This is a genomic window from Sagittula salina, from assembly GCF_017813235.1.
GTDB lineage: Bacteria > Pseudomonadota > Alphaproteobacteria > Rhodobacterales > Rhodobacteraceae > Sagittula > Sagittula salina.
The window spans coordinates 191,778-213,438 of sequence record NZ_JAGISH010000001.1 but is presented as its reverse complement, the minus strand read 5'-3'; the positions used below and the strand labels follow the sequence as shown (position 1 = coordinate 213,438).

Annotated in this window: 17 protein-coding genes; 10 read left to right on the top strand and 7 right to left on the bottom strand. The window is 64.8% G+C overall.

The genetic code is table 11. The annotated features are described in order from the left end of the window. Positions 1-216 precede the first annotated feature (216 nt). Both glnA and J5474_RS00970 read right to left on the bottom strand, forming a co-directional pair. Positions 217-1,626: a type I glutamate--ammonia ligase gene (glnA, locus tag J5474_RS00975; RefSeq protein WP_209358481.1), complete on the bottom strand. Its 1,410-nt coding sequence runs from the start codon at positions 1,624-1,626 to the stop codon at positions 217-219. An 87-nt stretch (positions 1,627-1,713) separates the two neighbouring features. Continuing rightward, the gene (locus J5474_RS00970; RefSeq protein WP_209358480.1) at positions 1,714-2,052 is read right to left on the bottom strand and encodes a P-II family nitrogen regulator; all 339 of its coding nucleotides are present in this window, start codon (positions 2,050-2,052) and stop codon (positions 1,714-1,716) included. Positions 2,053-2,227: 175 nt separating this feature from the next. Here J5474_RS00970 and J5474_RS00965 point away from each other — a divergent pair, with 175 nt between their 5' ends. After that, positions 2,228-3,835 carry an NAD(P)H-hydrate dehydratase gene (locus tag J5474_RS00965; RefSeq protein WP_209358479.1) on the top strand — a complete coding sequence of 536 codons (1,608 nt, stop codon included), beginning with the start codon at positions 2,228-2,230 and terminating at the stop codon, positions 3,833-3,835. A 54-nt stretch (positions 3,836-3,889) separates the two neighbouring features. On the opposite strand, the gene purB is transcribed toward J5474_RS00965, so the two are convergent. Further along, positions 3,890-5,197, bottom strand: coding sequence for an adenylosuccinate lyase (purB, locus tag J5474_RS00960; RefSeq protein WP_209358478.1), 1,308 nt, complete (start codon positions 5,195-5,197; stop codon positions 3,890-3,892). Positions 5,198-5,307: 110 nt separating this feature from the next. On the opposite strand from purB, the gene J5474_RS00955 reads away from it, so the two are divergent. Both J5474_RS00955 and J5474_RS00950 read left to right on the top strand, forming a co-directional pair. Next, complete coding sequence (locus tag J5474_RS00955) at positions 5,308-5,700, top strand: DUF6314 family protein (protein WP_425342852.1); 393 nt, start codon at positions 5,308-5,310, stop codon at positions 5,698-5,700. A 150-nt stretch (positions 5,701-5,850) separates the two neighbouring features. Then, on the top strand, positions 5,851-7,146 hold the full coding sequence (locus J5474_RS00950; RefSeq protein ID WP_209358476.1) for a DUF3422 family protein: 1,296 nt from the start codon (positions 5,851-5,853) through the stop codon (positions 7,144-7,146). 84 nt (positions 7,147-7,230) lie between these two features. Here the strand turns inward: J5474_RS00950 and J5474_RS00945 are convergent, their stop codons facing one another. The 4 genes from J5474_RS00945 to J5474_RS00930 all read right to left on the bottom strand — a co-directional run bounded on the left by J5474_RS00945 (position 7,231) and on the right by J5474_RS00930 (position 12,391). Further along, positions 7,231-8,283 carry a YeeE/YedE family protein gene (locus J5474_RS00945; RefSeq protein WP_209358475.1) on the bottom strand — a complete coding sequence of 351 codons (1,053 nt, stop codon included), beginning with the start codon at positions 8,281-8,283 and terminating at the stop codon, positions 7,231-7,233. Positions 8,284-8,589: 306 nt separating this feature from the next. Then, entirely contained in the window at positions 8,590-9,600 is a 1,011-nt protein-coding gene (locus J5474_RS00940; RefSeq protein ID WP_209358474.1) for an ABC transporter permease, read from the bottom strand. Continuing rightward, positions 9,593-10,600 (bottom strand): ABC transporter permease, encoded by a 1,008-nt coding sequence (locus J5474_RS00935; protein WP_209358473.1) that lies wholly within the window; start codon positions 10,598-10,600, stop codon positions 9,593-9,595. Before J5474_RS00935 ends, J5474_RS00940 begins: the two co-directional genes overlap by 8 nt. Before the next feature lie 93 nt (positions 10,601-10,693). After that, the gene (locus tag J5474_RS00930; RefSeq protein ID WP_209358472.1) at positions 10,694-12,391 is read right to left on the bottom strand and encodes a peptide ABC transporter substrate-binding protein; all 1,698 of its coding nucleotides are present in this window, start codon (positions 12,389-12,391) and stop codon (positions 10,694-10,696) included. A gap of 430 nt (positions 12,392-12,821) precedes the next feature. On the opposite strand from J5474_RS00930, the gene J5474_RS00925 reads away from it, so the two are divergent. The 7 genes from J5474_RS00925 (at position 12,822) to mltG (ending at position 21,541) form a co-directional block, all read left to right on the top strand. Continuing rightward, positions 12,822-14,654, top strand: coding sequence for an ABC transporter ATP-binding protein (locus tag J5474_RS00925; protein ID WP_209358471.1), 1,833 nt, complete (start codon positions 12,822-12,824; stop codon positions 14,652-14,654). A gap of 78 nt (positions 14,655-14,732) precedes the next feature. After that, positions 14,733-15,893, top strand: coding sequence for an acetylornithine deacetylase (argE, locus tag J5474_RS00920; protein ID WP_209358470.1), 1,161 nt, complete (start codon positions 14,733-14,735; stop codon positions 15,891-15,893). 228 nt (positions 15,894-16,121) lie between these two features. Further along, positions 16,122-17,288, top strand: coding sequence for a M20 aminoacylase family protein (locus J5474_RS00915; RefSeq protein ID WP_209358469.1), 1,167 nt, complete (start codon positions 16,122-16,124; stop codon positions 17,286-17,288). Beyond that, positions 17,246-17,998: an SDR family oxidoreductase gene (locus J5474_RS00910; protein WP_342453996.1), complete on the top strand. Its 753-nt coding sequence runs from the start codon at positions 17,246-17,248 to the stop codon at positions 17,996-17,998. The genes J5474_RS00915 and J5474_RS00910 overlap by 43 nt, the downstream gene beginning before the upstream one ends. Before the next feature lie 78 nt (positions 17,999-18,076). Continuing rightward, positions 18,077-18,889, top strand: coding sequence for a glycosyl transferase (locus J5474_RS00905; RefSeq protein ID WP_209358467.1), 813 nt, complete (start codon positions 18,077-18,079; stop codon positions 18,887-18,889). A 165-nt stretch (positions 18,890-19,054) separates the two neighbouring features. After that, entirely contained in the window at positions 19,055-20,317 is a 1,263-nt protein-coding gene (fabF, locus tag J5474_RS00900) for a beta-ketoacyl-ACP synthase II (RefSeq protein WP_209358466.1), read from the top strand. A gap of 69 nt (positions 20,318-20,386) precedes the next feature. Next, on the top strand, positions 20,387-21,541 hold the full coding sequence (mltG, locus tag J5474_RS00895; RefSeq protein ID WP_209358465.1) for an endolytic transglycosylase MltG: 1,155 nt from the start codon (positions 20,387-20,389) through the stop codon (positions 21,539-21,541). The last annotated feature ends 120 nt before the right edge of the window (positions 21,542-21,661 follow it).

The following is a 21,661-nucleotide window of genomic DNA, read 5'->3' as shown; positions in this document are numbered from 1 at the left end:
GCGTCATCGCGGTCTGCGCGCGATGCTGGCGTTCGTCTTTTTGACGCCCGGCTGAAACGGCGGTGTCGTGCCCGCGGGTTCTGATTGCTGGCGGGCAAAGGTGGACCCGAGTCAGCCAAGTCCGGCGCCATGAGAGGCCGCCGATTAAAGGAGCATTCCGGGAATGGAAAAGGGGCGACCCGAAGGACGCCCCCTGTTTGCCAGATCCCGCAGGGATCAGCAGGAGTAGTAGAGTGCGAATTCCACCGGGTGCGGCGTCATTTCGTACATTTCGAGCTCTTCGCGCTTCAGATCGATGTAGCCTTCGATCTGGCTCTTGGTGAACACGTCGCCCGGCAGCAGGAAGTCCATGTCGGCCTCCAGTTCGGCCAGCGCTTCGCGCAGGCTGCCGCAGACGGTCGGGATCTCGGCCAGCTCCTCGGGGGGCAGGTCGTAGAGGTTCTTGTCCATCGCTTCGCCGGGGTGGATCTTGTTCTTGATCCCGTCGAGGCCTGCCATCAGCAGAGCCGCGAAGCACAGGTAGGGGTTCGCGGCCGGGTCGGGAAAGCGAGCCTCGACGCGCTTCGCCTTCGGCGACATGGTCCACGGGATACGGACGCAGCCGGAGCGGTTGCGCGCGGAGTAGGCGCGCAGAACGGGAGCCTCGAAGCCCGGGACCAGACGCTTGTAGGAGTTGGTCGAGGGGTTAGTGAAGGCGTTCAGCGCCTTGGCGTGCTTGAGGATGCCGCCGATGAAGAACAGAGCCTCGTCCGACAGGTCAGCGTACTTGTCCCCTGCGAAGAGCGGCTTGCCATCCTTCCAGATCGACATGTTCACGTGCATGCCGGACCCGTTGTCGCCCTTGATCGGCTTCGGCATGAAGGTCGCCGAACGACCATAGGCCTGAGCCACGTTATGGATGACGTACTTGTACTTCTGCAGTTCGTCGGCCTGCTTGGTCAGCGATCCGAAGATCAGACCCAGCTCGTGCTGCGAGGTCGCCACTTCGTGGTGGTGCTTGTCGACCTTCATGCCGAGGCGCTTCATGGTGGACAGCATCTCGGAACGGATGTCCTGACCATCGTCGGACGGGTTCACCGGGAAGTAGCCGCCCTTGAAGGTCGGACGGTGGCCAAGGTTGCCCATCTCGAACTCGGCGTCGGTGTTCCACGCCGCGTGATCGGCGTCGACCTCGGCTGAGATCTTGTTCGGGGTCACCGCGATCTTCACGTCGTCGAAAAGGAAGAATTCCGCTTCGGGGCCGAAGTAGGCCACGTCACCGATGCCGGAGGACTTCAGGTAGGCTTCGGCCTTTTCCGCGGTGCCGCGCGGGTCGCGATCGTAGGCTTCGCCGGTGTCGGGCTCGACCACTGAGCAATGGATGCAGAGAGTCTTCTCGGCGTAGAAGGGATCGACATAGGCCGAGGAAGGATCGGGCATCAGCTTCATGTCGGAGGCTTCGATCGACTTCCAGCCCGCAATGGAGGAGCCGTCGAACATGAAGCCTTCTTCGAGGAAGTCTTCGTCGACGAGGTCCGCGACCACGGTCACGTGCTGCAGCTTGCCGCGCGGATCGGTGAAGCGGATGTCGACGTACTCGGCGCCCTCATCCTTGATCAGCTTCAGAACGTCTGCGTTGGTGCTCATTCTGTTCAGTCCTCTCTGTCAGAATTGGAACTATTGGGTGGCGCGAAAGGGGCCGCATGGGCCGCCCTTGCACGATTTGGCATGGGATCAGAGCGCGTCGGAACCGCTCTCGCCGGTGCGGATGCGAATGGCCTGCTCTATGGTCGAGACAAATATCTTGCCATCGCCGATCTTGTCGGTCTTGGCGGCGCCGATGATTGCCTCGATTGCGGCGTCGACCTGGTCATCATCGAGAACGATCTCGATCTTCACCTTCGGCAGGAAGTCGACCACGTATTCCGCGCCGCGATACAGCTCGGTGTGGCCCTTCTGGCGACCGAAGCCTTTCACTTCGACGACGGAAAGCCCCTGGATGCCGACATCCTGCAACGCTTCCTTCACTTCATCGAGTTTGAATGGCTTGATGATCGCTTCGATCTTCTTCATGAGGTCTCCCCCCTTCGCGTCTCGTGTCGGTCCCCGGCAGATCACTTCTGTTCCGCCGCTACAATCGGATAGGGTCAGCGACGCGGGAGTCGCAATGATGAAAATGCGGGCGACTGCTATTTTTTGATCGAACTGCCTAGGAAATGGGCGAAATTGAATCGCGAGGGGCAAAGGCATGGCGGAAGTGCTGACGGCGGCGCAGATGACGGCGGTGGAACAGGCTGCGATCGGGGCAGGGCGCGTCACGGGGCGAGTGCTGATGGAGGCCGCCGGGGAGGGCGTCGTCGCGGCGATCCTGAACGAATGGCCGGAGTTTCGCGGGGGATTTTCCGGAGAAGGGGGCGCTGCCCCCAGGCCTCCTGCGGAAGCCCCCGCCCGGAGTATTTCCATCAGGCAGAAGCTGAAAGCGCTGGTGCTCTGCGGGCCCGGGAACAACGGTGGCGACGGCTACGTCGTGGCCCGGCTGCTGGAGGCGGGCGGCTGGGAGGTTTCGGTCTGGGCGCTGGCTGAACCGGGCGAGGGCGCGCCGGATGCCCGCGCTATGTTCGAGGCCTGGGGCGGGCGGCCAGTCGATTGGGGCAAGATCGGCGCCGGGCCGCGCCCCGATCTGCTGGTGGATGCGCTTTTCGGCACAGGGTTGGCACGCGCTGTGCCGGGCGAGGTGGCTGAGGTCTTCGGTCGCCTTCGGTCAGCCTGGGACGATGCGGATCGGATCCGCCGCGTGGCGGTGGATCTCCCGTCCGGGGTCTCTACCGATACCGGGCGGGTCCTGACGCCGGAGGAGGCAGGGGTGGGGCCGTGGGCCTTTGACGCCGATCTGACGGTGACGTTCCATACGCCAAAGCTGGGGCATTATCTGGGCGCTGGCGCACAACTGCGGGGTAGGCTGGTGACGGTGCCCTTGCCGGGGGTGGATGCGGGTGTCGCCGATGCGGTCCGACTAGTACAGTGGGGACCGGATTTCGCCGTTCTGAACAAGCGCTTCGGGCACAAGTACGACCACGGTCATGCGCTGATCGTCGGCGGTCCGCCGGGCGCAGGCGGTGCCGCACGCATGGCGGCGCGGGCGGCGTTGCGGGTGGGCGCCGGGCTGGTGAGCCTTGGTTGCCCGATGCGGGCGGTGACGGAGAACGCGGTGCAGTTAAACGCCGTCATGGTCAAGGGACTCGATGGCACTGCGGGGCTGGCGGAGGCGCTGGAGGATTCGCGGATCAACGCTGTCTGCCTCGGGCCGGGGCTGGGGCTGGGATCCGCCACGGGCGAACTGGTCAAAGTGGCGCTGCAGGCAAAGCGCGGCACGGTTCTGGACGCCGATGCCCTGTCACGGTTCCAGCGGGCGCCGGAGGCGCTTTTTGCAATGCTGCACGATCTGGCCGTGTTGACGCCGCATGCCGGCGAGTTCGCGAGGCTCTTCCCCGATTTGGCGGAGCGGCTGAAAGAGGGCGAGATCTCGAAGGTCGAGGCATGCCGCGAGGCGGCAGCCCGCGCGGGCTGTACCGTTCTGCTGAAGGGGACCGATACTGTGATCGCCCACCCCGACGGGCGCGCCGCGATCCATGCCGCGGTCGCAGAACGCGCGGTGCCTTGGTTGGCTACGGCCGGGTCGGGGGACGTGCTGGCGGGAATGCTTTGCGGCCTGCTCGCGCGTGGACTGCAGCCGATGCTGGCGGCGGAGGCGGCCGCCTGGTTGCATGTCGAAGCCGCGCGCGCCTATGGTCCCGGCCTTATCGCGGAGGATCTTCCGGAGGTGCTGCCGCAGGTGTTCCGCGACCTGGGGTTCTGAAAACACAAGACGCGCGCCGGGGGGGCGCGCGTCTCACGTCCTGTCGAAGCGGGTTCAGCCCTCGCCGAAGACCCGGGCGAAGATCGTGTCGACGTGCTTCGTGTGGTAGCCGAGGTCGAATTTCTCGTTGATCTCGTCCTCCGACAACGCGGCGCGTACTTCCTCGTCGGCCAGCAGTTCTTCGCGGAAATCGGTGCGGTGATCCCAGACCTTCATCGCGTTGCGCTGCACCAGCCGATAGGCGTCCTCGCGGCTGACGCCGGCCTGCGTCAGAGCCAGCAGAACGCGCTGCGACATCACCAGTCCGGGGAACTTGTTCATGTTGTCGAGCATGTTCTGCGGGTAGACCAACAGCTTGTCGATCACGCTCGTCATGCGCGCCAGCGCGAAGTCCAGCGTGATCGTGGTATCCGGGCCGATGTTGCGTTCGACGGAGGAGTGCGAGATATCGCGCTCGTGCCAGAGCGCGACGTTCTCCATCGCCGGGATCACCGCCATGCGCACGAGGCGGGCGAGGCCGGTGAGGTTCTCGGTCAGCACCGGGTTCTTCTTGTGCGGCATCGCTGAAGAGCCCTTCTGCCCCATGGAGAAGAATTCCGCCGCCTCCAGCACTTCGGTGCGCTGCATGTGGCGGATCTCGATGGCGATGTTCTCGATGCTGCTGGCGATCACGCCGAGCGTCGCGAAGAACGCCGCGTGCCGGTCGCGCGGGATCACCTGGGTCGAGATCGGCTCCGGCACGAGGCCCATCTTGTCGCAAACGTGTTCCTCGACCGCCGGGTCGATGTTGGCGAAGGTGCCGACCGCGCCGCTGATCGCGCCGGTTGCGATCTCGGCGCGGGCGTCGCGCATCCGGCTGAGGTTGCGGTCCATCTCCGCGTAGAAGCGGGCAAAGGTCAGGCCCATGGTGGTAGGTTCGGCGTGGATCCCGTGGGAGCGGCCGATGCGGACGGTGTCCTTGTGCTCGTAGGCGCGGCGCTTGAGCGCTGCCAGCAGACCTTCGATGTCCTTGATCAGGATGTCGGAGGCGCGCACCAGTTGCACGTTGAAGCAGGTGTCGAGCACGTCCGAGGAGGTCATGCCCTGATGCACAAACCGCGCTTCGTCGGCGCCTACGTGTTCCGCAAGGTGGGTTAGGAAAGCGATGACGTCGTGCTTGGTCACGGCCTCGATTTCGTCGATGCGGGCGACGTCGAACTCGACGTCCTTCGCCTTCCAGACGGCTTCCGCGTTCTCTTTGGGGATCACGCCCAGGTCGGCCTGAGCGTCGCAGGCGTGGGCCTCGATCTCGTACCAGATCTTGAACTTCGTCTCGGGCGACCAGATGGCGACCATGTCGGGACGGGAGTAACGGGGAATCATCGGCCTTGTCTCCTGCGCGTCTGCGGTTGCGCGCCGTTTAAGCCCGTGGGACACGGGTCTCAAGGGAAAGGGTCGCAAGCGCGGCATTTGGCGCAGCGGGGATGAGGCGGATGGAACGGGTTCTGGAGGATTTCATCGGGCACTGGCGACTGTCGCGAGAGATCGTCCACGGCGACGGCACGCGGGCGCGGTTCGGCGGCGTGGCGGAATGGTCGGCGGATGGCGCCTATGTGGAGCGCGGGACGCTCGACATGGGGACGGCACGGTTCGCGGCCGAGCGGCGCTATCGTTGGACAGAGGATCTGGAGGTTTACTTTGATGACGGGCGCTTTTTCCATACGGTGCCGTGTACCGGCGGTCAGACATCGCATTGGTGCGACCCTGACCAATATGACGTGACCTACGATTTTTCGGCCTGGCCTGAATGGGCGGCGCGCTGGCAGGTGAGGGGGCCGCGCAAGGACTACGTGATGACTTCGACCTATCGCCCGGATGCGGGGTAAGGTCCTGTTGCGGCGCGACTTTTCGGCCCCCCTGTGGCACGCGAGGGCAGTATGCCGTGGTATTCCTGTAACCCTTTGAAACCGTTTGCGTATTCCACTTTACTTGGCGTGAGCCTCGCGGCATGAACGGGGCAACGAACGGAGTTTCCCATGCCGATTCAGGATCATCCGCTGCGCTACAAACTGGCCAACGAACTGCACGCGCGGCCGTTTCCGGCGCTGGTGCCGCCCTGTCGGGCCGTCTATCTCGCGGTCAAGCAGCCAAAAAACGCGGCGGGGCGTGATCGCGAGCAGGACATCGTGCATCTGAAGGACTTGCTGGATCGCCACGGCGCGGCGCATCCCCAGCCCGGAGCTACCCATTTCAGCGGCCGGATTGGCCAGAACACGTTGAAATGGGAGAGCCACACGGAATTCGTCACCTACACGGTGTTTCTGCCCGGATTGGGGGAGCGGCCCTTTGACCCGACAGATTTCGAAGTCTTCCCCGAGGACTGGCTGGCGAAGGCGCCCGGCGTGCGTGTGACCTCCGCCATGATCCGGGTCGAACGGCGCATGGACGACGAGGAGATCCGCCAGAGGCTTGAGGACTGGATGGTGCCGGAGAGCATCGCGGTTTCGGACGTGATCGACCGCGACGCGGTGATCGCGGGGGATTTCCGCATCGATCCGAACGGGCACCAGCGCTTTGCCGTATTCGCAAAGTCGAACGTCGGATCGCGCCGGGTCGGGCGGATCGTGCAGCGGCTCTGCGAGATCGAGACCTACAAGGCGATGTCGATGCTGGGCTTTACCCGGGTGCGTGAAATAGGCGGGCAGATGGGCGATCTCGACGCGGAGTTGACGCGGCTGATGCAGGCGATGACGGAAGAAAGCCACGAGGAGGCGACGCTGCAGGCGCTGTTGCAGGCGAGCGCGGAGCTGGAAAACCTTTCGGCACAGGTGTCATTCCGCTTGGGCGCGACGGAGGCTTATGAGGCCATCGTCGGACAGCGCATCGCGGTGCTGCGGGAGCAACGTTTCCAGGGGCGGCAGACGTTTTCGGAGTTCATGATGCGGCGCTACGACCCCGCAATGCGCACGGTAAAAAGCTCCGCCCGCCGATTGGAAAGCATGACGGCGCGCGCCACGCGGGCGGCGGACCTGTTACGGACGCGGGTGGAGGTGGGGCGCTCTGCTCAGAACCAGCAGTTGCTGGAGAGTATGGATCGCCGCGCGGCGCTGCAGCTGCAGTTGCAGAACACGGTTGAAGGCCTGTCCGTGGTGGCGATCAGCTATTACGCGGTTTCTCTGGTGGGATATCTGCTCTATCCGGTGGCCGATATGTTTGGAATGTCGAAGGGAATGCTGACGGCACTGGCGGTACTGCCGGTGGTGCTGGGCGTCTGGCTGATGATCCGGTCGATCCGGAACCACCACGGCGGCGGGTCCGGTCCGGATCTGTGAGCAGTGCACGGTCATGGATAGATCGAAAGAGGGGGCCATCGGCCCCCTTCTTGTTGCGTAGTCGAATTGCGAAGTAGTGCAGGATCATTCCGCCGGGGCGAGGGACAGTCCCGGCCCGGTGGCCTTCAGCGCGGCATTGGTGGCCAACGCTCCGGCCGCGATGGCCGCAAGCGCCAGGATGGCGGCCAAGCCCAGCGTCGGCACACCAGCGAGGCCGGCGCCAACGGTGCAGCCGCCCGCCAGCACGCCGCCCGCACCCATCAAGACCGCGCCGGCGAAGTAGCGACCGGTTTCACGCGGTGAGGTGAAGCTCTGCCATTCAAGGCGGCGCGCGGCAGCAGCGGAGAGGAAGCCTCCCGCGAGGACGCCGCCCACCAGGCCCGCGCCGAAGCCCGCCGGGATGGAGGTGGCGGCGACGGTCCAGAACAGCGTGTCAGCCCAGGTCGAGGTGAAGGCGAGGCTCTCCATCGCGATCGGATCGAAGTCGTCGTAGAGCACGAAGCCGGTGCCCACCCATGCGGCGGGGACCAGAAGGCCGATCAGAGCCGCGCCCAGTAGCGTCACCGGGCGGGCGCCGGAGCGTGCGGCCACCGCCAGTGCGGCGACGATCAGCACGGCGGACCATGTCAGCGCGCCTCCGGGCAGGGCGGCGAGGGAGGTGGCATCGCCCAGCGGGACGGTCAGCGCGCCGAGCGAGGTGCGGATCGGTGCGGCAACGCCCTTGAGCAGCGCGTGCGCCGTGATGGCAAAGACCACGAGCACTGTCAGGGCACGCAGGTTGCCGGTGCCCGTGAGTACGGTCAGCCGGGAGGCGCAGCCGCGCGCCAGAACCATGCCCGCTCCGAAGAGCGCGCCACCGACAAGGATCGCGGCCAGTGGCAGATCGGACGTAAGGAAGCGGTGTTCATCAAAGCTGACGAGGCCCGCGGCGCTGGCGGCCTGCGTTCCGAGGATGGCAAAGGCCAACGCGGTGAACCAGACGCCGGAGGCGGCGCGGCGATCCTCGCCCACAAGTGCACGGCGGAAACAGAACTGCGTACGCTCGGCAAGGATGCCATAAGCCAGCCCGATCACGGCGGCGAAGTAGACGGCGGCCTGCGGGGCGGTGAGGTCTTCGAAACCAAGGGATTCGAACATGGTCTGTCTCCAGAATAGGATTATCGTTCCATCTGGAGCGCTTTTTATCCACGATCAAGCGGGTCGCGCGCGCGTGGCGGCACCTGAAGTAGAACGATGTTCTGGTTTCCGCGTTGGTGTGGAACATGCGCGCGGTTCTGCGCCGGGCGGGACGGATGGCCGTGCCGCCCGCAGCGGGGTGTGCGGGCAGGCGTCCTTATTTCGGCGGCTGGCGGGAGGTGAGTTGATCCGCCAGGTCGAAGCGGCCCTGTAGGTTGTGTTGAAAAGGGCCGCCGGTCCTGAGACGCAGGCGGCCCATTCAGGGACTCAGCGCCCCCGGATGCGCGGGTCCAGCGCGTCGCGCAAGCCGTCGCCCAGATAGTTCACCGACAGGACCGTCAGGGAGATCGCAATGCCCGGCAGCATGACACGTTCCGGGAATTGTTCCATCCGCACCACGGCATCGGCCAGCATCTTGCCCCAAGTGGGGAAGTCGGAGGGGAAGCCCACACCGAGGAAGCTGAGAGCGCTCTCCGTGATGATCGCCGTGGCCAGACCCAGCGCGGCGGAGACCATGATGGGCGACAGCACGTTGGGCAGGATGTGGCGGCGGATCAGCTTTCCCGGCGTCGATCCGATCGAGCGGGCGGCGAGCACGAACTCGCGCTCCTTGATCGCCAGCACGTCACCCCGCACGATACGCGCCGTGGGCATCCATGAGGTGATCGCAACGATGGTCACGATCAGGATAAACATGCCGCCCTCGGGGCCGAAACCCGCGCGCAGCGGTTGGCGGAACAGCGTCACGGCGAGCAGCAGCAGTGGCAGGATCGGCAGCGCGAGAAACAGGTCGGTCACGCGCATGAGCGGCCCGTCGAGCCGTCTGAAGAAGCCCGCCACCACGCCGATGGCCGTGCCGATGAACAGCGACAGCAGCATCGCCGCCCAGCCCACCGCCATGGAGGCGCGCCCCCCGGCCAGCATCTGCGCGAGGTTGTCGCGGCCCAATTGGTCGGAACCCAGCGGCTTGTTCCAGCCGACCTTGGCGCCGCTGTCCCACAGGGCGGTGTAGATCGGTCGCATATCCTTGTTACGGATATCGAGCTTCTGCGGGTCGACAGTGTAGATATAGGGCCCCACCAGAACTGCCAGCGTGATGAAGGTCAGGAAGCCCAGGCCGAACATGGCGCCCTTGTGCTTGCGCAACTGGTCCCAGATGTCGCTCCCGCGCGAACGCGGTGGCGCGGTGGGGCCGGTGTCCTTCAGCGCGCCGATGGCCTCGACGCCGCGGGGCGAGGAGTCGGCGAGGATCAGATCGTCTTGCGGGCTCTCAGTCATAGCGAATCCGGGGGTCGAGCAGGCCGTAGAGGATGTCTGCGATCAGGTTGAAGGCCACGATCAGCACGGCGAAGATGAAGGTGAGCGTCATGACCATGGGCAGGTCGTTGGCAAAGAGCGCGGTCAGCAGAAGCTGGCCGATGCCGTTCACCTTGAAGACGCTTTCAGTGATGATGGCACCGCCGAAGATCGACGGTATGCCGAGCGCGATCACTGTGATCACGGGGATCATCGAGTTGCGCACCACGTGCACGCCGACGACGACCGCCTCGGACAGGCCCTTGGCGCGGGCGGTCCGAACGTAATCCTGCCCGAGGTTGTCGAGCATGGAGGCGCGCATGTAGCGGCTGAGCTGCGCGGTAATCTGAAAGGCCAGAACCATCACGGGCATGATCATCTGCTGAAGCTGGACCTTGAAGCTGGGCCAGTCGTTCACGACGTGGGTGGTGTCGTAGATCGAGGGGAACCATCCCAGCTGGACGGAGAAGATCACGATCAGCAGCGGCCCGGTAAAGAAGGGCGGGATGGAAAACCCGACCATGGTGACAAACGTCCCGGCTTGATCGAACACCGAATATTGTTTGTAGGCGGAGTAGATGCCGATGGGCAGCGCGATCAGGATCGCCACCACGTAAGCCACCCCCACCACCCAGAGCGTCTGAGGAATGCGCTGCAGGATGATGTCCATCACCGGAGAGCGCGTCTGCCACGAGATCACGCGCAGTTTGCCCTCTGCCAGACCGGTGCCGAAAACGTAGTCGATCAGCACCTGCGGTTCGATCCAGAAGATCTGGACCAGCCATTTCCAGTATTGCACCAGAGGCGGCGCGCCGAGACCCAGGGCCTCGCGCATTTTCTGCTTCACCTCCGGGGGGACCGTCAGCGGCACCTGAGCCATCGGGTCGCCGGGGGCAAGCTGGAGCAACATGAAGATGACGAAGCTGATGAAAAGCAGCGTCGGAATCGCAAGGATCATCCGTCGCGTGGCGTAGGTGAGCATGCCGGGTGCGCCCTTGTCCGGTTCGTGTTGTTATTGGAAGCAGGGCGGGGATAACCCCGCCCTACGTCATGATTCAAGCGTGACCCTGCGGGCTCACTTTACACGGTACCAGTCTGCCACGTTCCACAGTTCCGAATCCCACACGTTCAGGACAACGCCGCCGAGGCTGTTCGAATGCGCCGAGAGGCGGCCACGATGAACCAGCGGGATCATTGCACCTTCCTCGAAAGCCATCTCGGACAGCTTCGTGCCCAGTTCGTGACGCTTGGCCATGTCGGCGGTCTGGGACAGCTCGGTGTGAATGGCGTCGAACTCCTCGGAGCAGAAACGCGAGATGTTTTCGCCCTGCCACTGGGTTTCCGGGCGCGGTGCCTTGTCGCACAGGCCGTTGCCCAGGTAGGACTGCGGGTCGGTGCCGTTGAAGGTGTTGGCGTACATCTCCACGTCGGCGTAGAACTTCTGGAAGGTGTCAGGCGAACCCGCGTCACCGCCGAAGAACACCGAGCCGTCCACGTTTCGCAGCTCGGTCTCGATGCCGATCTCGCCCCACCATTCCTTGATCAGAGCCTGGAAGTCCTGACGCACGGCGTTGGTCGAAGTCTGGTAGAGGATCGACAGCGGCACGCCATCCTTCTCGCGGATGCCATCGCCGTCGGTGTCGACGATGCCCGCGTCATCCAGCAGCTTCTTGGCGCCCTCGATGTCCTGCACATCGCAGCCCTCGGGGGTGTAGGCGAAGTCTGCCGGCGCCGGGACCCACGAACAAGACGGCTTGCCTGCTTTGCCGTAGCCGACTTCGACGAGCAGCGGCCGGTCGATGGCCATGGACATCGCCTTGTAGACCGCCGGGTCCGACAGGAACGGGTGCGGACGGATCACCGAACGCTCGTCCGGGCCGAGATTCGGGTCCGGGTTGGTGTTGTTGAGCATGATGCGCTCGAGCAGCGGGCCGAAGCCTGCCACGGTCACACCCTTGCCGCCGGCTTCCATCTTCTCGATGACGTCGGGCGCCAGCTGCAGGTTCCAGGCGTAGTCGAACTCGCCGGTTTCCATGACCGCCGAACCGGCCGCAGCCGCGTCGCCGCCGCCCTTGAAGGTGACCTTGGCAAAGGCAGGCTTGGCCGGGTCGCGGTAGTTGGGGTTCGCGGACATGGTGATCACGTCGTTCGGCTTGAACTCATCCACGACGAAGGGGCCGGTTCCCACGGGATTGAAGTTCTGCTCGGTGCAGGTCGACGCGGCGGCGCCCAGGCAGTTTTCGAACTGCGCCTTCTGGATGATCGGGCTCTCGCCACCGACGAATGCGGTGTAGGGGTAGGGGGTCGGTTCCTTGAAGGTCACCACGACGGTCAGGTCGTCGGGGGTCTCTACCGAAGCCACCGGCTCGAACTTGGTCAGCTGGGCGCAGCCGCCTTCGGGGTGGGTGCAGTACTCATAGGTGAACTTCACGTCGGCGGACGTGAAGTCGGAGCCGTCGGACCACTTCAGGCCCGGCGTGATCTTCCACGTGATCTGCTTTAGGTCCTCGGTGACGCCACCGTTTTCCACGGTGGGAATTTCGTCCACCAGCCAGGGCACCAGCGCGCCGCTTTCGTCGAAGCGTGCCAGCGGTTCGATGATCATCGAGGAGGATTCCACATCCTTGGTGCCGCCCGAGAGGAACGGGTTCAGGATCGAAGGCGCCTGCCAGTAGAGGATCTTCACTTCGCCGTCCGCGCCGCGCTCGGCGAAGGCCGCCGGGGCCAGCGCCGTGGCTGCCACGGCACCCAGCATCAGGGACTTCAGGGTCATTTGTCTCTCCATGTTGGTTGGGTCCGGTTCTCCCGGTCCCTTTTGGTCGTTTGTGGCGGGGAGGCTGTACCGGTACGGGCGGGTTGCACAACCCGCATACTTGACCCGTCCCTCATAAACACCCCCACTGGCGGTATCGAACCCTCATGACGCTTAAAATGCAAGCATTGCCTCCGTGGCGCCCTTGGCTTTTTTGACCGTGTGGTCAAGAAGAGCGCAGATCGGCGCCGCCTGGTGCGGCGCATGGTGGTGTGACCCGATATCTGGCTCAAGCAATTGGAAAATTGCGTGTTTTCTCTCCGACCTCGTGACCGTCGAAGGGCGGAAACAGGCCTTGGTCCTTGACCACTGGACCGGAGCGGCGCTGGATGCGGGCTTTACACTGCCCGTGCCGGGAAATTAGCCTTCGTGCAACAAGAGGGCAGACGACATGCTGGACAACACTTCGGACCACCCCATCGCGCGGATCGAGAAACTGCGGGTGGAGTTCCAGACCAAGGGCGGCACCGTGGTGGGGGTCGAGGATGTCAGTTTCGACATCGGCTCTGGCGAAACGGTGTGCGTGGTGGGCGAATCGGGGTCGGGGAAGTCGGTCTCATCGCTCTCGCTCATGCGGCTGATCGAGTACGGCGGAGGCACCATCGCCGGGGGGCGGCTTCTGTTCGACCGGAAGGATGGCGGTGTCGTGGATCTCGCCACCGAGGATCAGCGCACGATGCGCGACATTCGCGGCAACGAGATCGGCATGATCTTTCAGGAGCCGATGACCGCGCTGAACCCGGTCTTTACCGTTGGACGGCAGTTGACCGAGGGTCTGCGCGTACACCGCGGCATGACCAAGGCCGAGGCGCGCGCGGAGGCGCTGTCGCTGCTCAAACAGGTGCGCATCCCCGAACCGGAACGGCGGCTGGACCAGTACCCGCACGAACTGTCTGGCGGAATGCGGCAGCGTGTTGTGATCGCCATGGCGTTGGCCTGCAAACCGCGCCTGCTGATCGCGGACGAACCGACAACGGCCCTCGACGTGACGATTCAGGCGGAAATCCTTGCACTGATCGACCGGCTCAAGCGCGAGACCGGGACGGCGGTGATGTTCATCACCCATGACATGGCGGTGGTGGCGCAGATGGCAGATCGCGTCGTGGTCATGTTTCGCGGCAACAAGGTCGAGGAAGGCACCGTCGAGGAAATTTTCGAGAACCCGCAGCACCCCTACACGAAAGCGCTGCTCGCCGCCGTGCCGAAGTTGGGCGAGATGACCGGCACCGACCTGCCGCGCCCGATGAAACTGGTGGGGCAGGAGGATAATGCCACCGCTCCGATCCCCGGCACGGAAGAGGTGCTGCTGACGGTCGAGGGGCTGACCACGCGCTTCCCGGTGAAGGGGGGATTCTTTCGCTCCACGGTCGCAAACGTTCACGCGGTGGAGGACGTCTCCTTCACCGTGAAGAAGGGCCAGACGCTGAGCCTTGTGGGCGAATCAGGCTGCGGCAAGTCCACGGCAGGGCGGTCGATCCTGCGGCTGGTGGAGCCTTTGGCGGGGAGGATCGACCTCGACGGCACGGACGTGATGGCGCTGTCGCCTTCCGGACTGCGCGATGCGCGGCGCGAGATGCAGATGATTTTTCAGGACCCGTTTGCCTCGCTCAATCCCCAGCTGCAACTGTCCGACCAGGTGGCGGAACCGCTGGTGAACTACGGCGTGGGTTCGAAATCCGAACGCCAGGACCGGGTGGCGATGCTTTTCGACCGGGTGGAACTGCCGCGCAGTTTCATGCAGCGCTACCCGCACGAACTGTCCGGGGGGCAGCGGCAGCGCATCGCCATCGCCCGCGCGCTCGCCCTGAACCCCAAGCTGATCGTCGCGGACGAGGCGGTGTCGGCGCTTGATGTGTCGGTGCAGGCGCAGGTGGTCAACTTGATGATGGAGCTGCAGGCAGAGCTGGGTCTGGGCTACGTTTTCATCAGTCACGACATGGCGGTGGTTGAACGCGTCAGCCACCAGGTCGGTGTGATGTACCTGGGACGGATCGTCGAGCTCGGCCCCCGGCGCGCGGTATTCGAGGACCCGCAGCACCCCTACACCAAGGCCCTGATGAAGGCTGTGCCGATCGCAGACCCGCGGCGGCGCAAGTCGGAGAAGGACCTGAATTTCAAGCCGATCCCTTCGCCGATCCACCCGGTGGGTCACGTGCCGGGCAAATCGGTCTACGCGGAAGTGACGCCGGGACATTTCGTCCTGACCTCTGAGTCGGGGTATTGAAGGCTTTTCGTCGAAAAGCCTTCGCGGGCCGTAAGAGTCTTCGTCGAGGACTCTTGCGGCGCCCGGAATGGAGATGACATGACTGAAATTCTCACGCCGCGCGCAATTCTCGAGCGCCTGGTCGGCTTCGCCACGGTGAGCCGGGACCCCAACGGGGCGCTCATCGATTGGGTTGCGGACTACCTGCGCGGCCACGGGATCGCACCGCATGTCTTCGACAAGCCGGGCTGTCCGGGTTGGAAGGGCCTCTGCGCCCACGTCGGTCCAAAGGTCAACGGCGGCGTGGTGCTGTCGGGGCACACGGACGTGGTGCCGGTGGACGGGCAGGACTGGAGCACCGATCCTTTCGTCCTGACCGAACGGGACGGGTGCCTCATAGGACGCGGCGCCTGCGACATGAAGGGGTTCGTGGCGCTTTCGATCTGGGCCATGGTTGAAGCGGCGCGCCGCGGTGTCGCGCGCCCGCTGCAACTGGCGCTGAGCTATGACGAAGAGATCGGCGTCCTCGGCGTGCCGGACCTGCTCGACGCCATGGCCACCCTGCCGCGCGCCGCCGACGTGATCGTGGGCGAGCCTACGATGATGAAGGCGGTGACGGGCCACAAGGGCGGGCTGTCCTATTGGGTGCATGTGCATGGGGTCGAGGTGCATTCCTCCATCCTGCACACCGGAGTGTCGGCCATCATGTACGGCGCAGAGTTGATTGGCTGGGCGAATGCGGTCAACGCGGCTTCGGCAGAGGTCGAACCTCAGGGCATGGCCGCGCTCTTCGACCCGCCCTATACCAACGTTCACGTGGCCCCGATCCAGGGCGGCACGGCGCATAACATCACGGCGAAGGACTGCACCTTCGGCCTTGGTTTTCGCGTCGTCCCCGGCGAGACGCTGGACGACTGGCGGTCGCGCTTTGCCACACAGGTGGAGGCGCTGACGGCCAAGATGCAGGCGGTGCGGCCGGAGGCCCGGGTCGAGGTGACGGAACGCTTCTGCCTGCCGCCCTTCGTGCCAATGGAGCGCAATACTGCGGAGGCGCTGGTGCGCAGGCTGACGGGCGACAACACGGAGAATTTCGTCAGCTACGCCACCGAAGCCAGCCATTTCCAGATGGCGGGCTACAAGGTCGTGGTCTGCGGGCCGGGTTCAATCTCCGTGGCGCACCAGCCGGATGAATCGTTGGCGGTGGCGCAACTGGACGAGGGGCAACGGTTCATGCAGCGGCTGGTCGAGGACTGCGCGTAACCGAACCGCCGCACGCGGCGAAGTAGCCCCTCCGGCGGCCCGCCGGTCATGCTTGCTCCGGCGCTGTGCGGATGGGCGTCGCGCTTTCGATGATGCCCACCACAGCCGCATTTCCAACCAATCGGTTAGATTATCTCACGCAGATGCTTGCACATGGCATCCATCTCACTAGTCTCCGGCGCCATGACAGGAGGCTCCGTCGCGGAGCCGCGCCAACAGGAGACTTTCATGCCGGTCAAGAACCGTTTCGCCGAACTGCAGGCCGAGATCACCGCCTGGCGCCGTGACATCCACGAGCACCCGGAGATACTCTTCGAGACCCACCGCACCAGCGCGCTGGTGGCGGAAAAGTTGAAAGAATTCGGCTGCGACGAGGTGGTGACCGGCATCGGGCGCACTGGTGTCGTGGGCGTCATCAGGGGCCGCGAGAGCGGCTCCGGCAAGGTTATCGGTCTGCGCGCCGACATGGATGCTTTGCCGATCGAGGAGCAGACCGGTGTCGAATACGCCTCGAAGACCCCCGGCGCGATGCACGCCTGCGGCCATGACGGTCACACGGCGATGCTGCTGGGCGCGGCCAAATACCTTTCAGAAACGCGCAACTTCGACGGCACCGTCGTCGTGATATTCCAGCCCGCCGAGGAAGGTGGCGGCGGTGGCAAGGAGATGTGTGACGACGGCATGATGGAACGCTTTGGCATTCAGGAAGTCTACGGGATGCACAACTGGCCGGGCAAACCGGTGGGGGCTTTCTCTATCCGGCCCGGCGCGTTCTTTGCGGCTGCGGATCACATCGAGATCACGGTAACCGGCAAGGGCGGCCACGCCGCGAAGCCGCACGAGACCATCGACCCGACGGTCTGCGCGGCGCAGATTCTCACCGCGCTACAAACAATCGCCAGCCGCAATGCTGATCCGGTGAGCCAGATCGTGGTGTCGATCTGCTCGTTCCAGACTTCGTCGACGTCGTTCAACGTGATCCCGTCGTCGGTTCACATGATGGGCACCGTGCGGACCATGTCGGACGAGAACCGCGGCCTTGCGGAACGCCGCATCACCGAGATCGCGCAGGGCATCGCCACGGGTTTCGGCGCCACGGCAGATGTGCATTACAAGCGCAACTACCCGGTCATGGCAAACCATGAGGAACAGACCCGGTTTGCCGCCGAGGTGGCTACCGCCGTGTCCGGCTCCTGCGAGGAGGCGCCGCTGGTCATGGGCGGCGAGGACTTCGCCTTCATGCTTGAGGAGCGCCCCGGCGCCTATATCCTAGTGGGCAACGGGGATACCGCGATGGTCCACCATCCGCTCTACAACTTCAACGACGAAGCGATCCCGGCAGGCTGCTCCTGGTGGGCGGAGATCGCCGAGCGGCGCATGCCGCTGGCAAGCTGATCGGTGGGCTGATGCCGACAGCGATGATAACCGGCGCCGCGCGCGGGATCGGGCGCGGCATCGCCGAACGACTGGTTGCCGAGGGCTGGGAGGTGCTGGCGCTGGACGTCTCCTTCGAGGAGGAGGCGCCCGGTCGGCGGGTCATCTGCGACGTCTCGGACGAGGCCTCCGTCGCGGCGGCTTTCGAGGCCTGTGCCGAAGAGCTCGGGGAGGGACTTGACCTGCTGGTGAACAACGCGGGCCTCGCCGGGCCAGTCAGCGGCCCGGTGGAGAACCTGTCGCTGGAAGACTGGAACCGCTGGATCGGGGTAAACCTGACGGGTACCTTCCTCATGGTGCGGGAAGCAGTTCCCTTCCTGCGAGAGGCGCGCGGCGCGGTGGTGAACCTCTCCTCCACCCGTGCCCGCATGGCAGAGCCCGACACCGAGGCCTACTGCGCCTCGAAGGGAGGCATCGAAGGTCTGACCCAGGCGCTCGCCGTCTCCCTCGGTCCGGAGATCCGCGTCAACGCCGTGGCACCCGGTTGGATCGTCACCGGCGACTGGCAGGCGTTGTCGCAGGCGGATCATGCCCAGCACCCGGCAGGTCGCGCGGGCCGGGTAGAGGACATCGCGGAGACGGTGTTCTGGCTTGCCAGGGCGGGTTTCGTCACCGGGCAGGTGGTGACGGTCGACGGCGGCATGACCCGAAAGATGATCTACCTCGACTGACAAGCAGCGCCGGGGCGGGCCTTGACCTCCGGCAGGTTGGCTCTGGCGGGACCCGGCGCGGAGCGATAGAGAGCAGGCATGACACAATCCTCCATCCGACCCGTCAACATCATGTGCATCAAGTGGGGCACACTCTTTGGCCCCGAGTATGTCAACCGGCTCTATTCCGGCGTGCGGCGGAACATGTCACGCCCGGTGCGGTTCCTGTGCATGACGGAGCACGCCGAAGGCCTGCACCCGGACGTCGAGGTGCTGGACCTGCCGATGGAACCCTTCGCCGAACCGATGGCGGCGGCGCTCGCGGTGGCGAACCGGCAGGGCGCGATGCGCAAGGTTTCGCTCTTCCGGCCCGGGCTGGTGCCCGATCTGGACGGCCCTGTGCTGGGTTTCGACCTCGACGTGGTCATCACCGGCGGGTTGGACGCGATCCACGACCTTGCTCCCGGCACCATCGCGATGCGCCACGACTGGGTGGAAAAGCGTAAGGGCCGCCCCACCGGTCACGGTTCCGTCTTCCGTTTCGACCCGGCGCTGCACGGGTTCCTCTACGACGATCTCGCTGCGGACCCCTATGGAGAGGTCGAGAAGGCGCGCGGGTCCGAACAGCGCTATACCTCGCACAAGGCGATGGATCGAGATTGTTTCACTTATGTTCCAGAGGCTTGGGTTCTGTCCTTCAAGTACGACTGCAACCCGTTCCCGATGAACTGGCTGCGCCCGCCGCGCCTGCCCGATGATGCCCGCGTGGTCTGCTTCCATGGACGACCCAAGATGACGGATGCGCTGACTGGCTGGAACGGCTCCTTCATCCGGCACTCCAAACCCTGTGACTGGCTGCAGGACCACTGGATCGACCGCGCCCGCGCGGACCTCGGGCCCGACTGGGCCTGAGCCTCTGGCAGATGCTCCCGGCGCGGCTTATCCTCGCCGGTCGTCCGGCCACAGGCCGGGCGCAATCCCTCCCGTGCAACGTCTTCATTCCATCCGGTGCCCTTGCCCCCCGCGACGATTGCGCGGTATGAGCGTTGCGAAGATTTACACAAGGAGAGCAGCGTCATGGCACGTCGCGTCGTCGTCACCGGGCTGGGATTGGTCACGCCGCTGGCCTGTGGAGTGGAAGAAAGCTGGAGCCGTCTGCTCGACGGCCAGTCGGGCGCGGGCCCGATCACGCTCTTTGACGCCAGCCATCTCGGCACAACCTACGCCTGCGAAGTTCCGCGTGGCGATGGCAGTGACGGGACCTTCAACATCGACGACTGGATGGACAAGAAGGAAGCCCGCAAGGTCGACACCTTCATCCAGTTCGGGATTGCCGCGGCCGAGCAGGCCGTGCGTGATTCCGGCTGGATGCCCACCGACGAAGAGGACCTGCTGCGTACTGGCGTGATGATCGGTTCCGGAATCGGCGGGCTCGCGTCGATCGCGGACACCGCCGTGCTCATCAAGGAGAAGGGCCCGCGCCGCGTGTCGCCCTTCTTCATCCCCGGTGCACTGATCAACCTGATCTCTGGCAACGTTTCGATCCGGTATGGCTTCAAGGGGCCGAACCACGCGGTGGTTACTGCCTGTTCCACCGGTGCACATGCCATCGGCGACGCCGCGCGGCTGATCAAGTACGGCGATGCGGACGTGATGATCGCGGGCGGTGCGGAGGCTGCGATCTGCGAGATCGGCATCGCGGGCTTCAACGCCTGCAAGGCGCTGTCCACCAAGCGCGCCGACGATCCGAAGGCCGCGAGCCGCCCCTATGACGCCGACCGGGACGGGTTCGTCATGGGTGAGGGCGCGGGCGTCGTGGTGCTGGAGGAATACGAGCACGCCAAGGCACGCGGTGCGAAGATCTACGCCGAGGTCTGCGGCTACGGGCTGACCGGCGATGCCTACCACATCACGGCACCGTCCGAGAGCGGCGAGGGTGGTGAGCGCTCCATGCGCGCGGCGCTGCGGGACGCGGGACTCGAGCCCGGTCAGATCGACTACATCAATGCACACGGCACATCGACCATGGCGGATACCATCGAACTGGGCGCGGTGGAGCGTCTGCTGGGGGATGCCGCGGGGCAGGCCACCATGTCCTCCACGAAGTCGATGACCGGCCACCTGCTGGGCGCGGCGGGCGCGATCGAGGCGATTTTTTCCATTCTCGCGATCCGCGATCAGGTGGCACCGCCGACGATCAACCTCGACAACCCGGCGGTGGACACCAGAATCGATCTGGCACCGAACGCGAAACGGGAGCGGGACATCGCCTACGCACTGTCGAACAGCTTTGGTTTCGGCGGAACAAATGCGAGTGTGATCTTCGGCAAGGTCGAATAACGCCCCCCGAAGGGGGCAGGGCAGGTGGTTCCGGGCGCGGGTCCGGAACCGATGAAAGGGCATTGGATCATGTGGCGCAGCATCGCCTCGAACGCGCTGACCCTTCTGGTCGTCGCGCTTTTTCTCTTAGGGGGTATCCTCCTCTGGGCGCAGCAGGAATATTCCGCCGAGGGGCCGCTTTCCGCGCCCATCTGTCTTGAAGTGCCACGCGGCACGAACATGAAACGGGTTTCGGAGTCTCTGGCTGATCAGGGCGCGATCATCAGCCCGATGATGTTCCGCGTCGGCGCGGACTATGCCGACAAGACTCAAAGCCTGAAGGCTGGCAGCTACCTGATCCCGGAGCGTGCATCCATGGCAGAGATCACCGAGGTGATCACCCGTGGCGGCGCGTCGACCTGCGGCACCGAAGTCGTCTACCGCATCGGCATCAACAGCGCCACGGTCCAGGTGCGCCAGATCGACCCGGCCACCGGCCGCTATGAGACCATGGCGCAGTTCGACCCGGCCGAAGGCGACGCACCCGCGGACTACACAGAGGTACGCAAGGCCGGCGACACGCGATACCGCGTGGCACTGGCGGAGGGCGTGACCAGCTGGCAGGTGGTTGCGGAGCTGAACCAGATCGACGTGCTGGAGGGAACCGTGGAGGTGCCGCCCGAGGGCAGTCTCGCGCCGGACAGCTACGAAATCTCGCCCGGTGACACCCGCGCCAGCGTGGTTGAGCGCATGAGCGAGGCGCAGACGCTGATCCTCGCCGATGCCTGGGCCAACCGCGTTGACGGACTGCCGCTCGAAAGCCCCGAAGAGGCGCTGGTTCTGGCGTCGATCATCGAGAAGGAAACCGGCAACGCCGAAGAGCGCGGTCTGGTGGCAAGCGTATTCAGCAACCGTCTGGAAAAGGGCATCCGCCTGCAGACAGACCCGACCGTCATCTATGGCGTGACCGAGGGCAAGGGCGTGTTGGGGCGCGGTCTGCGCCAATCGGAACTGCGCAAGGAAACGCCGTGGAACACCTATGTGATCGACGGACTGCCGCCGACACCGATCGCCAATCCTGGCCGGGCCTCGATTCAGGCGGCACTGAACCCGGCGGATACCAGCTATGTCTACTTTGTCGCAAAGACGCTGGACCCGGCGGATGGTCACGTCTTTGCCGAGACATTGGCAGAGCACAACCGCAATGTTGCAGCCTATCGCAAGCTGGAGGCGGCGCGCGAGTGACCCCTTGGGGAATGGCTTCGGTCCTGCATATGGGGCCGGCCGCCGTTCTTTGTCCTCAAAGGCCGTCGTGGCGGCGAATACGGTCCACGACGGCGAAGGTGAAACCAGCCAGAGGCGGCG

Bases quoted from the DNA above. Each gene is read 5' to 3' on its own strand.
- glnA (WP_209358481.1), bottom strand. From the start codon at position 1,626: ATGAGCACCAACGCAGACGTTCTGAAGCTGATCAAGGATGAGGGCGCC.
- J5474_RS00970 (WP_209358480.1), bottom strand. From the start codon at position 2,052: ATGAAGAAGATCGAAGCGATCATCAAGCCATTCAAACTCGATGAAGTG.
- J5474_RS00965 (WP_209358479.1), top strand. From the start codon at position 2,228: ATGGCGGAAGTGCTGACGGCGGCGCAGATGACGGCGGTGGAACAGGCT.
- purB (WP_209358478.1), bottom strand. From the start codon at position 5,197: ATGATTCCCCGTTACTCCCGTCCCGACATGGTCGCCATCTGGTCGCCC.
- J5474_RS00955 (WP_425342852.1), top strand. From the start codon at position 5,308: ATGGAACGGGTTCTGGAGGATTTCATCGGGCACTGGCGACTGTCGCGA.
- J5474_RS00950 (WP_209358476.1), top strand. From the start codon at position 5,851: ATGCCGATTCAGGATCATCCGCTGCGCTACAAACTGGCCAACGAACTG.
- J5474_RS00945 (WP_209358475.1), bottom strand. From the start codon at position 8,283: ATGTTCGAATCCCTTGGTTTCGAAGACCTCACCGCCCCGCAGGCCGCC.
- J5474_RS00940 (WP_209358474.1), bottom strand. From the start codon at position 9,600: ATGACTGAGAGCCCGCAAGACGATCTGATCCTCGCCGACTCCTCGCCC.
- J5474_RS00935 (WP_209358473.1), bottom strand. From the start codon at position 10,600: ATGCTCACCTACGCCACGCGACGGATGATCCTTGCGATTCCGACGCTG.
- J5474_RS00930 (WP_209358472.1), bottom strand. From the start codon at position 12,391: ATGACCCTGAAGTCCCTGATGCTGGGTGCCGTGGCAGCCACGGCGCTG.
- J5474_RS00925 (WP_209358471.1), top strand. From the start codon at position 12,822: ATGCTGGACAACACTTCGGACCACCCCATCGCGCGGATCGAGAAACTG.
- argE (WP_209358470.1), top strand. From the start codon at position 14,733: ATGACTGAAATTCTCACGCCGCGCGCAATTCTCGAGCGCCTGGTCGGC.
- J5474_RS00915 (WP_209358469.1), top strand. From the start codon at position 16,122: ATGCCGGTCAAGAACCGTTTCGCCGAACTGCAGGCCGAGATCACCGCC.
- J5474_RS00905 (WP_209358467.1), top strand. From the start codon at position 18,077: ATGACACAATCCTCCATCCGACCCGTCAACATCATGTGCATCAAGTGG.
- fabF (WP_209358466.1), top strand. From the start codon at position 19,055: ATGGCACGTCGCGTCGTCGTCACCGGGCTGGGATTGGTCACGCCGCTG.
- mltG (WP_209358465.1), top strand. From the start codon at position 20,387: ATGTGGCGCAGCATCGCCTCGAACGCGCTGACCCTTCTGGTCGTCGCG.